The organism is Lysinibacillus sp. RU7 (assembly GCF_057837305.1).
In genome coordinates, this window is sequence record NZ_JBYQFK010000016.1 from 54,752 (window position 1) to 68,820 (window position 14,069).

11 protein-coding genes and 1 pseudogene are annotated in these 14,069 nt (G+C 37.7%); 8 read left to right on the plus strand and 4 right to left on the minus strand.

Going from position 1 to position 14,069, the window contains the following annotated elements:
- Positions 1-4: 4 nt before the first annotated feature.
- Positions 5-517: pseudogene (locus AC3II9_RS12865) on the minus strand (AAA family ATPase); the annotation flags it as partial.
- Between the two features lie 257 nt (positions 518-774).
- Here AC3II9_RS12865 and AC3II9_RS12870 point away from each other — a divergent pair.
- The 8 genes from AC3II9_RS12870 (at position 775) to AC3II9_RS12905 (ending at position 9,785) form a co-directional block, all read left to right on the plus strand.
- Positions 775-2,034 carry a replication-associated recombination protein A gene (locus tag AC3II9_RS12870; RefSeq protein ID WP_489156090.1) on the plus strand — a complete coding sequence of 420 codons (1,260 nt, stop codon included), beginning with the start codon at positions 775-777 and terminating at the stop codon, positions 2,032-2,034.
- A 543-nt stretch (positions 2,035-2,577) separates the two neighbouring features.
- Positions 2,578-3,552, plus strand: a complete 975-nt coding sequence (locus AC3II9_RS12875; protein WP_489156015.1) for a hypothetical protein — start codon at positions 2,578-2,580, stop codon at positions 3,550-3,552.
- A 506-nt stretch (positions 3,553-4,058) separates the two neighbouring features.
- Positions 4,059-4,478, plus strand: coding sequence for a cysteine metabolism transcriptional regulator CymR (gene cymR / locus AC3II9_RS12880; protein WP_391372232.1), 420 nt, complete (start codon positions 4,059-4,061; stop codon positions 4,476-4,478).
- 28 nt (positions 4,479-4,506) lie between these two features.
- The gene (locus tag AC3II9_RS12885) at positions 4,507-5,649 is read left to right on the plus strand and encodes a cysteine desulfurase family protein (protein WP_489156017.1); all 1,143 of its coding nucleotides are present in this window, start codon (positions 4,507-4,509) and stop codon (positions 5,647-5,649) included.
- 72 nt (positions 5,650-5,721) lie between these two features.
- Entirely contained in the window at positions 5,722-6,843 is a 1,122-nt protein-coding gene (mnmA, locus tag AC3II9_RS12890; RefSeq protein WP_489156019.1) for a tRNA 2-thiouridine(34) synthase MnmA, read from the plus strand.
- A gap of 61 nt (positions 6,844-6,904) precedes the next feature.
- On the plus strand, positions 6,905-7,564 hold the full coding sequence (locus AC3II9_RS12895; protein WP_489156092.1) for a tetratricopeptide repeat protein: 660 nt from the start codon (positions 6,905-6,907) through the stop codon (positions 7,562-7,564).
- 564 nt (positions 7,565-8,128) lie between these two features.
- A complete protein-coding gene (locus AC3II9_RS12900; protein WP_489156020.1) occupies positions 8,129-8,749 on the plus strand; it encodes a DUF47 domain-containing protein in 621 nt (206 codons plus the stop codon).
- A 19-nt stretch (positions 8,750-8,768) separates the two neighbouring features.
- Positions 8,769-9,785 carry an inorganic phosphate transporter gene (locus tag AC3II9_RS12905; protein ID WP_489156022.1) on the plus strand — a complete coding sequence of 339 codons (1,017 nt, stop codon included), beginning with the start codon at positions 8,769-8,771 and terminating at the stop codon, positions 9,783-9,785.
- 74 nt (positions 9,786-9,859) lie between these two features.
- On the opposite strand, the gene AC3II9_RS12910 is transcribed toward AC3II9_RS12905, so the two are convergent.
- The 3 genes from AC3II9_RS12910 to AC3II9_RS12920 form a co-directional block, all read right to left on the minus strand.
- Positions 9,860-11,146, minus strand: a complete 1,287-nt coding sequence (locus AC3II9_RS12910; protein WP_489156023.1) for an MFS transporter — start codon at positions 11,144-11,146, stop codon at positions 9,860-9,862.
- A gap of 268 nt (positions 11,147-11,414) precedes the next feature.
- Complete coding sequence (dctA, locus tag AC3II9_RS12915; RefSeq protein ID WP_391372250.1) at positions 11,415-12,662, minus strand: C4-dicarboxylate transporter DctA; 1,248 nt, start codon at positions 12,660-12,662, stop codon at positions 11,415-11,417.
- A 282-nt stretch (positions 12,663-12,944) separates the two neighbouring features.
- Positions 12,945-13,997 carry a DctP family TRAP transporter solute-binding subunit gene (locus tag AC3II9_RS12920; protein ID WP_489156025.1) on the minus strand — a complete coding sequence of 351 codons (1,053 nt, stop codon included), beginning with the start codon at positions 13,995-13,997 and terminating at the stop codon, positions 12,945-12,947.
- Between the last annotated feature and the right edge of the window lie 72 nt (positions 13,998-14,069).

Below are 14,069 nucleotides of genomic sequence, written 5' to 3' on the forward strand. Positions count from 1 at the left end.
CTCCTCATTTTTTAAAGGATTTTAACTTTTCATAAATGGCCGCCATACGTTTTTCTTCCCCGGCGATAACCGGTTGATAAAACTCCGTATCCATTAAATGATCAGGTAAATATTGTTGGTTAGTCCAGCCGCCAAATGTACCGATGGGTGTATCGTGTGGATACTTGTAGCCTGTATGACCAAGCATAGAGGCGCCAGCATAATGGGCATCTTTTAAATGATTTGGAATATCCCCTACGTTACCTTCGTGTATGGACTGAATAGCTGCATCAAGTGCTTTATAGGCAGAGTTGGATTTGTCACTTAAGCACATCTCGACAACCGCTGTTGCAAGTGGAATACGTGCTTCTGGCATCCCTAGTCGCTGTGCGGCATCTGTGGCTGCTGTGACATGTGCACCAACAGCGGGATTAGCAAGACCAATATCTTCATATGCCATTACGAGTAATCTTCTACAAACCGCCACTAAATCACCGGATTCGAGTAAGTGGGCTAAATAATAAAGGGCTGCATTTATATTAATACTTTTGATAAAAAAATGAAATTTAGAGATAAAATAACTCTGAAGCCTTATATAGCATATGATTAGTTTTTAACAGAAAGAAAATTAACTGATATTAAATAGGAACATAAGATGTAGATAATATTTTTTATTTCATGTTCAACATTTGATAAAATAAAAAATAGTTTATAAAAGAATTTTAAATACAAATATGAAAGAGGGGGATTATTTTGTTATTTGATGCATTTATTAAAGAGCCTTTACCATACAGAATGAGACCTCAGAATATAGATGAAGTTGTTGGACAAAAACATGTATTAGGTAAAGGAACTGCTTTATATAAAATGATAAAGAATGATTATGTTCCATCAATGTTACTATATGGTCCTCCGGGTGTAGGTAAAACTTCAATTGCTAAAGCAATAGCAGGAACCATAAAGACGCCGTTTGAAGCAATTAATGCAACTACTGCTGGTAAAAAAGATATTGAAGATGCAGTACATATTGCCAAACAGGAAGGGAAATTAATACTGTTTGTAGATGAGGTACACAGGTTTAACAAAGCACAGCAGGACTATTTATTACCGCATGTAGAGAGAGGTTTAATTACTCTTATTGGAGCAACGACAGAAAATCCATTTCATGATGTGAATCCAGCGATTAGAAGTAGATGTGGTCAAATTAAAGAATTGAAGCTACTAAGTTCAGACGACCTCAAGGAATTATTGTATAGAGCCTTGAAGGATGAAGAAAGAGGCTTAGGACGAATGGAGATTAATATCTCAGAAGAGTCAATAAATGTTATAGCATCGAGTACAGGAGGAGACGCTCGTTCTGCCTTAACTGTTCTTGAAGAAGTAGTCCATGCGTCAATTGAAAGTAGTCTAGAACCGATAAATGTTGATATAGAAATTGTAAAAGATTGTGTAAAGGGGAAAGGGTTTTCACATGATAGGAACGGGGACATCTATTATTCGTTGCTCTCTAGTTTCCAGAAATCAATAAGAGGTAGTGACGTTTCAGCAGCCCTACATTATCTAGCAAGGTTATTAGAAGGTGGGGATTTGACTTCTATTTGTAGGAGGTTAATTGTAATAGCTTATGAAGATATTTCCTTAGCAGCCCCTGATATCGGTATGAAAACCGTTGCTGTAGTTGATGCAGTAGAGCGCTTAGGACTTCCAGAAGCTCGTATCCCACTTGCGAATATTGTTATTGAGCAATGTTTGTCTCCGAAGTCAAACAGCGCATATAAAGCCTTAGACGAGGCTATAGAGGATGTTAAGCATGGTATGGTTGGTGAAATACCAGCTCATTTAAAAGATTCTCATTATGATGGGGCGGCTAAATTAGGGCATGGAGTAGGTTATAAATATCCTCATGATTATCCAAATTCGTGGGTTAAACAACAATACTTGCCGGATAAATTAATAAATAAAAAGTATTATAAACCAAAGGAATCAGGTAATGAAAAATATTTATCTAGAGTAGATTCAAGGTTAGATGAATTAAAAAGACTAAATAAAAGTTAGAAGGATAAACTACATTATCCTTCTAACTTTTTTATTACATGGGGAAGTAGCGTATCTTGTTGCCCCCCTCCTTCTTTAGTATGAATGGAATGCTCTTTGATAAAAGAAGATAATTGGTAAAATTTTACCTTTTATTACCGATATATGTATTGAATAACGTTTTTCATTCGAAATTACTTTTAAAGATAATGGACAATATAATTTTCTCATTGCTGAGAGTTCACAAAACATCGTTGTGTCCACATTCCTTTTAAAGAAATACATAAAGCAGAGCCTTAGGAGGTGATTAGGTAAGTCGATAATTAGCATTCTTTTTGAATGCTCAAATTTTTTATATCACGATCTATCTTTTTAACACTTTAACAATTATATCGGAAGGTAATTAAATGACTATGAATAAGATTATCAGTGGGATCGTAAGTAGTATGGTAATATTCACTTGCTTGATAATACCTTCAAATGCTTTCGCAAGTGGAGAACAATTGTTTGACAATACAGAGAGTTTCAAAGTTGTATACGATACAAATGTAGGAGGGGCTAATAGTGAATAGTATAAACAATTACCATAAAAGTGCCGTTTCAACGTACACTGCTTTGAAAGCAGCACAGAGTAGTCGTATTGCAAAAGAAGAAAAAGAAAATAAAGAGTTAGGGAAATCTATTGGAAATATTATTGTAGAATTATCAGAAGATACATTAGCGAAATCAAGAGAAAGTAAATTTCAAGTTTTAGATGGAGAGTGGAGACAACGGCTAGAAAGTCACCATCTTCAAAACCAAAAGATTTGGGAAGAATCAGGTGCAGTCGTTCAAAATGTAGAAAAACGTATCATACCTAACATTCAGTTGAATGAAAGACTAGTAAATAGTCTGGACGGTTCAGATGGAAAAGTTATAGATGCTGCCCATAGTATCATCAATGATAATTTATTAATCCGCGATGGTGCCACAACTGAAGAAGAAAGAAAGGCGTTAATTTCCTTAGGGTTGGAGAAAGCAAAATACTTATCGGAAAACTATATGACAAAAGAAAAAGCAACCGATTTCCTGAGTGCTATGGAAGAAATCGCGAAAATTGCGGTAAATGGGGGCAAAAATCAAAACGGCGTCATTCAATATGATATTCCCCGGGGACCATTAGTAGGGGCGCCTAATGATAATATCAACGAATTTGACGTGATGAAAAAGAAAGATCCCGCGGCTTGGCATGAATACAGTAACTTGATGAATAAAGCGGTAAAAAGCGGCGATACAGAAGGCATGATTTCAGCCATGAAGCATGCATTAAACTGGAGCAAAAAAACGCACAAAGAAAATCCTCAGATTTTTGATGAGCAGATTAAAAATTATTCGGATTGGAAAGAACAAGTTGCCAATAGTAAGATACCAGATTTATTTTCAAAAATAGATGGAACCACTAAAGAAAGCTTTTTGATCAGTGCGGATCAATTGAATAACTTCATAAAACAGGAGACACTCGAAAGGAATATAAAGGCGTTTTTCAATTACCTGAGTTAATTTTAATTCGAAAACTTTAATTGAAAATAGAATCTAAAAGAGTAATTTCAGGTTACCATATTGTCATAACAAATTAGTAAGACCTGAATATAAAGTGCATATCAGCAAAAATCCGTTGGCCTTTAAAAGACAGGCTAACGGATTTTTCATAACACGATTATATTGATTTCCCATGGTTTTTACTTTTTTCCTTTTGTATATTTAATTCCTCGGATTTCATTTCGTCATGGGTAACGGTTATTTTCTTCGTTCCCTGAAACCGTTCAATCTTTCCCTGCTCGCTCTCCAATACCGGTTTAAAATGACGCAATTCCTCCTTCCCATAAACATCAACACCGATCATATGATTTTCAGATTCAGCGACACGAAGAAACGAAGACTTTACCTCCCTGTTCTTTAACGATTTGTTCACTTTATATATGCATATAATAGAGTATTTTTACTAGGATTAGAAGGATATGTGTTATACTTACCTATACATGAACTAGAACAGTAGAGGTGTTAACATGAAAATTTCGACGAAGGGTCGTTACGGGTTAACGATTATGATTGAATTAGCAAAACATTATGGAGAAGGACCGATTCCATTACGTCAAATCGCAGCAGAAAAAGAATTATCAGAAGCGTATTTAGAACAGTTAGTGTCGCCGCTTCGTAATGCGGGACTTGTCAAAAGTGTGCGTGGTGCATACGGTGGTTATATGTTAGCGAATGCGCCTACGGAAATTACGGCAGCAGATGTCGTTCGTGTACTAGAAGGGCCGATTCAGCCAGTGGAAGGCATTGAAAATGAGGAAGCACCACAGCGCGAGTTATGGTTACGCATTCGTGATGCGGTAAAAAATGTATTAGATACAACAACACTAGAAGATTTAGCAAAGTATACGGATAATACAATCCACGAAGGCTATATGTTCTACATTTAAGGTCAGCATTAAAGGAGTTTATAAACAAATGAATACAATCTATCTGGATCATGCGGCAACAACACCAATGGCACAAGACGTCATCGCTCGTATGACAGAAGCGATGGCGCATGTGTATGGCAATGCATCAAGCATCCATGCAGCAGGTCGTGAAGCGCGTAAGCATTTAGATGAAGCAAGAGCTGTGCTCGCACAATCCATTCATGCAAAGGCAAACGACATTATTTTTACGAGTGGTGGGACAGAAGCAGATAATATGGCGCTCTTTGGTACGGCAGTTGCCCGCCAAAAAGAAGGCAAACATATTATTACAACACAAATCGAACACCATGCCGTTCTCCACGCTTGTGAAAAGCTTGAAAAAGAAGGTTTTGATGTTACATATTTGCCAGTGGATCAATCGGGTTGTGTACGTGTAGAAGATGTGGCGTCTGCGCTTCGAGAAGATACGATTTTAGTGACAATTATGTACGGGAATAATGAGGTAGGGACGATTCAACCGATTCAAGCTATTGGCGAATTGTTAAAAAATCACCAAGCGACATTTCATACAGATGCGGTACAAGCGTACGGCATTGAACATTTAGATGTAGAAGCACTTGGTGTAGATTTATTAAGTGTTTCAGGACATAAAATTAATGGACCAAAAGGAATTGGCTTCTTATACGTAAAACATGGTGTGAAACTAGCCAATTTATTATTTGGTGGTTCACAGGAGAAAAAGCGTCGTGCGGGTACAGAAAACATCCCGGCAGCACTTGGTTTTGCGACGGCTATACAGCTTCAAGCAGCAGAGCGTGAAGTCAATCGCGCGAAATATCAACGCTTTAAACAGCTGCTAATCAAACAATTTGACGAAGCAAAAATTTCGTATAAAGTAAATGGTGTACTAGATGATGCATTACCACATGTATTGAACGTGTCATTTGCGGGAACAGATGTGGAATCATTTTTAATTAATCTTGATATGGCAGGCGTGCTTGTATCGAGTGGTTCTGCATGTACGGCTGGTTCTATTGATCCTTCGCATGTATTAGTGGCGATGTTCGGTGAAGGAGCAGAGGAGTTACGTAGCTCTATTCGCTTTAGCTTCGGGCAAGGATTAACAGACGAAGACATCACAGAAGTAGGTAAACGAACAGCGAGCATTGTGAAGCGGCTCGTGAAATAATGAACTGTCTAGTAACAAAATAAAGACTGCGCGCCTTTTACGCGATTTTGTCTAAGAAAAGGTGAAGAAACAATGGTAGAAACAAGAGATCCGTCTCAAATTCGTGTCGTAGTGGGTATGTCGGGCGGTGTAGATTCATCTGTAGCGGCGTATTTGTTAAAACAGCAAGGCTATGATGTAATCGGTATTTTTATGAAAAACTGGGATGATACGGACGAAAATGGTGTTTGTACAGCAACGGAAGATTATGAAGACGTCATTGCTGTATGTAATCAAATTGGTATTCCGTATTATGCTGTTAACTTTGAAAAACAATATTGGGATAAAGTATTTACGTATTTCCTAGATGAATATAAAGCAGGTCGCACACCAAACCCAGACGTCATGTGTAATAAGGAAATTAAGTTTAAAGCATTCCTAGAACATGCAATGAATCTTGGGGCAGATTATTTGGCAACAGGTCACTATGCACGTGTGGAAGAGCGTGACGGTGAAGTAGTGATGCTACGCGGTGTCGATAACAATAAAGACCAAACGTATTTCTTAAATCAGCTATCGCAAACACAACTTTCGAAAGTAATGTTCCCAATCGGGCATTTACCGAAACCGGAAGTACGTAAAATTGCCGAAGAAGCTGGTCTTGCCACGGCAAAGAAAAAAGACTCTACGGGCATTTGTTTTATTGGAGAGCGTAACTTTAAAGAGTTCCTCAGTCAATACTTACCGGCACAGCCAGGCAAAATGGAAACCTTTGATGGGGAAGTAAAAGGCACACACGACGGTCTAATGTATTATACATTAGGGCAGCGCCACGGCTTAGGGATCGGTGGTGACGGAGAGCCTTGGTTTGTATTAGGCAAAGATTTAGAACGAAATGTCTTATATGTAGGGCAAGGTTTCCATCATGATAAACTGTATTCTGAGGCATTAACAGCAGTGAAGATGAGTTTTACATCAGATAAGCCAAAACCTGCGAAATTTAGCTGTACAGCAAAATTCCGTTATCGTCAAACCGATTCACCAGTTGAGGTGGAAATGCGTGAAGACGGGACAGCGATGATTACGTTTGCGGAGTCACAACGTGCTATTACGCCAGGGCAAGCCGTTGTCTTATATGACGGTGATGTATGCTTAGGCGGCGGTACAATTCATGAAGTAATCAAAAACAACGAAAAGCTTACGTATGTAGGGTAAATAGGAAAAAGACAAAGCCAAATCTGGCTTTGTCTTTCGTTATGAGGTGAACTAGATGGTAGTGGACTATAATGAAGTAGGAATTAAAGCATTTCAAGAAAAGCGTTATGAGGATGCAGCGCAAGCATTTAATGATGCGATTGAGCAAAACCCAAATGAGGCAGTAGGGTACATCAACTTCGGCAATTTACTGGCGGCAATGAATGATGTAGAGCGTGCAGAGCGCTTTTTCCAAAAAGCGATTACGGTAGATGAGCAAGCGGCGACGGCTTATTACGGATTAGCGAATTTATATTACAATGCAGAACGCTTTATAGAGGCAGCGAAGCTTTACCAAAAATCAATTGAACACGGGATTGAAGGAGCGGATGCCTACTTTATGCTGGCGAAAAGCTTTGAGCGTGAAGGAAATCAGAAGTTAGCTTTACCATATATGCAACGCGCAGCGGAACTGGCGCCAAATGATATCGAAATTCGCTTAGGTTATGGCATTTTACTTTGTACACTTGAGATGTTTGACCAAGCAAAACGAGAGCTTGAATTTGTAGTTGAGCAAGATATAAATAATGCGGATGCACACTACAATTTAGGCGTCCTTTATGCGGTATCGACGGATCAAATCGAGGATGCAAAGTATCATTTAAAGCAGGCGTATACATTAGCACCAGAATTCGATCAAGCGCGTTACATTTACGACATGCTGTGTCAACGTCAAAACTAGTGGTAGTGTAAAAATCAAAATACACGTGTTGTGTGCTATTTCATCACGTTATTCATTTTTTATACTAGCTTGATAAGTATAGAAGGCGTCCAAGAAGTTATTCTAGGGCGTCTCTTTTTTATGAGAATGATGAAAAATTGATATAAATACCATAATAAGGAAGTTTTTAGTGAGATATTTATTATAAAAATAAGGTAATATTAGATATATTTGTATTTGCAAGGTGTCTCCTTTTTGTAAATTTATCTTTACAATCCCTTAACAATTGATGAAGCAAGGATTGCAAATAGGATTGCTGAATTTATGCTTTATTCTCAAGGGAACATTTGATCGAATGCAATAAATAGTTGATATAAAGGCATTTTCAAGGAATGTATAAGAGATTTATATAAGTGCAAAATACATACAAGCCTTTTTACTTATATGAATGTGAATTTTTTTATATTACAGAATTGTAAAGATTGTAGTTGAATTGTTGAAAACAATACAAATTTTAAAAAGAATTTGTTACAATTTTTTAGGCTGAAATATAGCAAACATTATTTTTTTCGGAGGCAACAGTCCATGTTTAGTTCAAAAAGACAAGATCCATTTTTTACAGCGCTTCATAAAATTGCGTTAAATGTACAAGAAGGCGTTCACTACGCAAACAACTATCGAATCGATACAGTAGCAGATTTAAAAGAAATCTCGGTAAAAATGAAGGAATATGAAACAGCTGGAGATAAATTAATTCATGAGTTAATCGTTATGCTAAACAAATCGTTTATGACACCGATTGAACGTGAAGATATTTTAGCTTTAGCTATTCGCATGGACGATGTTTTAGATGAAACAGAAGGTACGATTGCACGTTTTGATATGTATTCGTTCATTGAAATCGATCAATCAATGCGTGATTTTTTAGGTTATATTACAAAAGCAACGGATGAAATCGTAAAGGCGATGGAGCTGTTAACAAAAAGAGAATTATTAGGTATGCGTGAGCATGCCATTTTAGTGAAGGATTATGAGCGTCAATGTGACGAAATCCAACGTTCATCCATTAAGCAATTATTCTTAAATGAAAAAGACCCGATTCGTTTAATCAAGTTTAAAGATTTATATGAGCGATTTGAAGAGATTGCAGATCACTGTCAAAACGTAGCAAATACGATTGAAACAATTATTATGCGTAACGCGTAATTAGCAGGAGACTTACGATATGGATACAATATTACTCATTACGATATTAGTTGTCATTTTTGCTCTAGCATTTGACTTTATTAATGGCTTCCATGATACAGCAAATGCGATTGCAACGTCAGTTTCGACACGTGCACTAAAGCCACGTGTGGCGGTGATGATGGCAGCAACAATGAACTTTATCGGCGCATTAACATTTGTTGGAGTAGCCAAGGCGATTGCTAGCGATATTGTGGACCCGTTTGCATTAAATGCATTTGAAGGCGATGTGACGGGCTCTGTCGTTATTTTAGCCGCATTATGTTCAGCGATTACGTGGAATTTACTGACTTGGTACTACGGCATTCCATCGAGTTCTTCCCATACATTAATTGGTTCTATTGCTGGTGCAGCGATTGGTGCTGCAGGCTTTGGGATTTTAAATTATGAAGGATTCCTAAAAATTTTACAGGCGTTAATTATGTCGCCGTTCATCGCTTTAGCGGTTGGTTTTTGTGTGATGACGCTATTTAAAGTGCTATTTAAAAACATGCCTTTATACAAAACAAATAAAGGCTTCCGTACGATGCAAATTGGTACAGCGGCGCTACAATCTTTTACGCACGGTACAAACGATGCGCAAAAAGCAATGGGGATTATTACGATGGCGTTGATTGCGGGTGGTCTCCAATCTGGTGACGAAGTACAAAACTGGGTACGTGTAGCCTGTGCTTTAGCGATGGGGCTTGGTACATCAGTTGGTGGTTACAAAATTATTAAAACAGTTGGTGGTAAAATTATGAAAATTCGCCCAATAAACGGAGCGGCTGCGGATCTTTCATCTGCAACGGTTATTTTTGGTGCGACATTAATTTCATTACCTGTATCGACAACACATGTTATTTCTTCAGCGATTATGGGGGTTGGTGCAGCACAACGCGTAAAAGGTGTACGTTGGGGTGTTGCACGGAAAATGGTGTTCACGTGGATTATTACCATTCCGATTTCTGCTGTAATGGCAGCCATTTTCTACGCGATTTTAAATTTAATCTTTTAATTGATCGGCTATTCTGTAAAGAACAATTACAGAATAGCCTTTTTCATTTTGTAAGTTAAAACGAATGCACTTCTTTATGTTGTTTGTACGACAGGTTCTTCTTCTGCAGTTGGTGGTTGATTGCCCGTAAGCAAAGACCCTTTTTTTAGTGAAATTGTTAATGCCATGACCCCATAAATGACCCCACAGCCGAGTAACATCCAAATAGCTCCTGTGTAAGAACCATTCATTAAATCGACTAAGTAACCAATTAAAATTGGCGCGAAGAACCCTGCAATTTGTCCACCAGATTGTACAATACCAACCGCAGAGCCGCTTATTTGCTGAGAAAATACTTTAATGGGCAATGTTGTGACAAGGACAATGGCAGTACCTGTAAAAATCGGTAAAACGGATTGATAAAATACAAACATACCGGCGCTTGAAGCGTTAAACATAAAATAGACGATGATGGTTAAGCCTACTCCACAAAGGACGCCAAGTAATTTTTCTTTACCAACAAACACTTTATCCACTAAATAGCCTGCAAAAATAATAAAAGCGATACTTGTGACAGCAGGAATCATTTGTAAAAGGCCGAGTGAAGTTAAGTCTAATCCGTGTACAGATACTAAATAGGTCGGAACCCAAGAGGCAGTCCCCCAGTTAATGGCACATACAGCAAAGGATGCGATAAATAGACTCCACAATAGCGGTATTTTTAAGATTTGGCCATAAGGAATTTTTCCTTGCGATTTCTGATCTGCTGCCTCATGAACCGTTATGGGCTGCTCTGGATTATCGACATAAACAAATTTTGGTTTTAATAGGAAGTAGAATAAAGCCCCTGCTACTACCCCGATGACACCGAACGCATAAAACAGTGTACGCCAGCCTAAAGTTTGTAATGCCGTCGTCGCAATAATGGGTGTAATGACCCCAGCGACAGCTGCGGCAGTTAATAAAAGTGACATCGCGCGTGAACGGTTTTCCATTGGGTACGACATCGATAACATCTTTGCACTGGCTGGAATAAAGGCCCCTTCGCCAAGACCGAAAATAAAACGGATGACTAATAAGGAAACGAGTGACCAAGCAAGACCGCTTAATCCTGTGAAAATAGACCATGCAACAATACAGCAAATTAATGTAATACGAGCCCCGAACTTATCTGCTAAAAAACCCCCAGGCATTTGCATTAAAGCATATCCTAAAAAGAAAGCACTTAAGACAAACCCTGTTTGTGTAGCCGTTAAAGCTAAATCTTGTGAAATAGGTAAAATCGCATAATTAATAAAGAACCGATCCATACTAGCCAAAATATATCCGACAAAAAGTAAAAATAAGATTTGCTTCCGATTCGTTGCAATTGTTTCTTTCATGTATTCATCTCCTTTTTTCATTAATTACCTTATATTTATAATTATTCTGAAAATTCTATCTATTACAATGTAGATTTTTACAAAAGTCAGCTTTGAAAAATGGATGTTTTTACACTGTATGTAGAGAAAAATTTTGCAGGTATAGCAAATAGAAGAGGGAGGATGAGAGGAAGTCTATGACTAGTAACAAAAGACGTAGTGATCGGAGTAGAGAATAATTATTTAACGATCATAAAAACGCTATGCCTTTTGGGACATAGCGCTCTTTTTATTTTGTAGCAATGGCAGCTGCCGCTTCTGTACTTTCAAATTCTTTCTCTGATTTAGAAACAACAACACAAGCAACACCGTTACCGATTAAGTTCGTTACAGCACGTGCTTCCGACATGAAGCGGTCAACCCCGATTAATAAAGCAATCCCTTCAACAGGTACCATTGGGAATGCAGCTAGTGTTGCAGCTAATGTGATGAAACCAGAACCTGTTACACCGGCTGCTCCTTTAGAAGTAATCATTAATACGCCTAAAAGCGTTGCAATTTGAATCCAAGTTAATTCAATACCATAGGCTTGTGCAATAAATAGTGCAGCCATTGATAAATAAATGGATGTGCCGTCCAGGTTAAATGAATACCCTGTTGGTACGACTAAACCAACTACTTGCTTTGAACAGCCTAATCCTTCTAATTTTCGCATCATAGATGGTAGCGCTGATTCAGAAGAAGATGTACCGATGACTAGGAAAATTTCATCTTTAATATAACCGATGAATTTAAAAATGTTGAAACCGAAGTAACGAGCAATCGTACCTAATACAAATACGATAAATAAGAACATCGTAATATAGACAGCCGCCATTAGAAGACCTAACGATTTTAATGAACCTAAACCGAAGTTACCGATTGTGTAAGCCATTGCACCGAATGCCCCAATTGGCGAAACTTTCATCACAATACCAACAATTTTGAATAAAATTTCAGACACTTGCTCGAAAAATGTAATAACAGGTCGAGACTTTTCGCCAAGTGATGCTGCAGCAATACCAAATAAAATGGCTGCAAATAATGTTGGCAATAATTGTCCGTCCGCGAGTGCGCCGATGAAGTTTTCAGGAATGATATTATAAATAAACGCCATTAAGCCTTGATCTGTTTCTTCTGCTGCTGTTGTGTATTTCGAAATATCTGCATCCGCTGCTTTTGACGTATCGATACCTGCACCTGCATTCACGATGACGGCAACTGCAATACCGATGGCAAGGGCGATTGTGGAGACGATTTCGAAGTAAAGCAATGCTTTCCCACCGATTTTACCGACTTTCTTCATATCCCCCATGCCACCAATACCAATTACAACGGTTAAGAAGATAATTGGGGCGATTAACATCTTAATCAGCTTGATGAACATATCCGCTAAGATTTTTAAGCTTGCGCCAAATTCAGGCCAAATTGTTCCGACGACAATCCCGAGAATGATTGCAAGGATTACTTGAACTGTTAAATTTTTAAGCCATTTCATGGATGGTAAATCTCCTTTTCTATTTGTTTTTAAATTTTCTATTTTGTTATCGCTTTCATGGGACTATCATAGCGCAAAGTTTTCAGAAAAGAAGATTTAGTATTTAAGAATCATATCGTTTATTTTGTTCATTTCATGGCGAATTTTTGATAAATGTTGATAAATCAACGTTTGTTCTGTTATGTAACGACTTAAAGGCTATATTTTTTGTTATAATACAATGAAAATAATAGAATAAAAAACTACACTTTCCGACAAAAAGTGTAGTTTTGTTCATTTTGTTTAATTGCTTAATTTCACTTGTTCTATTAATAATTGATAATAAGAATCGTTTATTTCATGCTTGTAAGTGTCATAAATTTGTGTAAGTGCATCTTTCCATATATGTCTTTCGGCTTCTGTTAAGGAATGAATGGAAACATCTTCTGTTTGTGCTAGTTCTCGAAGACTGGCTTCGTTCATCTTCGTGCTTGTTTCAAACTGCCAATCGCTCATTTCTTCTAGTGCATCTGTAATATGTTGCTGAATATCTGAGTCTAAACTGTTCCAAAATGTTTCATTCATCATGATGGCATAGCCCATAATGCCATGGTTGGATAGTGTAATATGCTTTTCATACTGATGAAACCCTTTTGAATACAAGTTTGATAGCGTATTTTCTTGTGCTTGGATGGCATTGTTTTCAATTTCGTAAAACACGTCACCAAATGTTGTAGTAATCGGTGTGGCACCAAGCAGGCTAAACTGACGATGAATCATATTGCTATCCATGACGCGGATACGCAAGTTTTGAAAATCGCTCAGTTGAATAATCGGCGAGTCATTTGCTGCAATTTGCTTAAAGCCATTACTCCAAAAATGAAGCCCTTTGATATGCAATGGGGCAAGTTGGTCAAGCAGCTGGTCTTTTAGAGGACCTGTTAATACTTGTTGTAATTGTTGATCTGTTTCAATGATAAATGGTAAATCAAGTACTTGCCATGACGGTAAATAGGTTGTCATTTTGGAGAAGCTTGGTGCAATCATTTGAATGTCATTGTTTTGCAATGCTTCAAATTCATTATCATCATTATATAGAATGCCATTCGGATACACTTGCACGATAACACGCCCGTTTGTTTTCTCTTTGACAAGCTCAGCAAATTTTGTGGCAGCGAGTCCTTTCGGTGTGTTTTCAGCAACAACATGGCTAAAATGAATAATAATTTGCTCCTTTAGCCCATTTTGCTCATCATCAAAAGGGAGTGTAGTGATATTCATCACATCTTGCCTGTACCCTATAAAAGAGATTAGTATTACAACGGTTAAAATGACACCGGTAAAAAAATATTTCATCATGCATCACCATATTCATCAAGACTTTGTAAGAGTATACCTTGCATCATTATAACAAAAAAGGGGAGAAAT

Excerpts from the sequence above, each read along its gene's own strand:
- AC3II9_RS12870 (WP_489156090.1), top strand. The coding sequence starts at position 775 with ATGAGACCTCAGAATATAGATGAAGTTGTTGGACAAAAACATGTATTA.
- cymR (WP_391372232.1), top strand. The coding sequence starts at position 4,059 with ATGAAAATTTCGACGAAGGGTCGTTACGGGTTAACGATTATGATTGAA.
- AC3II9_RS12885 (WP_489156017.1), top strand. The coding sequence starts at position 4,507 with ATGAATACAATCTATCTGGATCATGCGGCAACAACACCAATGGCACAA.
- mnmA (WP_489156019.1), top strand. The coding sequence starts at position 5,722 with ATGGTAGAAACAAGAGATCCGTCTCAAATTCGTGTCGTAGTGGGTATG.
- AC3II9_RS12900 (WP_489156020.1), top strand. The coding sequence starts at position 8,129 with ATGTTTAGTTCAAAAAGACAAGATCCATTTTTTACAGCGCTTCATAAA.
- AC3II9_RS12905 (WP_489156022.1), top strand. The coding sequence starts at position 8,769 with ATGGATACAATATTACTCATTACGATATTAGTTGTCATTTTTGCTCTA.
- AC3II9_RS12910 (WP_489156023.1), bottom strand. The coding sequence starts at position 11,146 with ATGAAAGAAACAATTGCAACGAATCGGAAGCAAATCTTATTTTTACTT.
- dctA (WP_391372250.1), bottom strand. The coding sequence starts at position 12,662 with ATGAAATGGCTTAAAAATTTAACAGTTCAAGTAATCCTTGCAATCATT.
- AC3II9_RS12920 (WP_489156025.1), bottom strand. The coding sequence starts at position 13,997 with ATGAAATATTTTTTTACCGGTGTCATTTTAACCGTTGTAATACTAATC.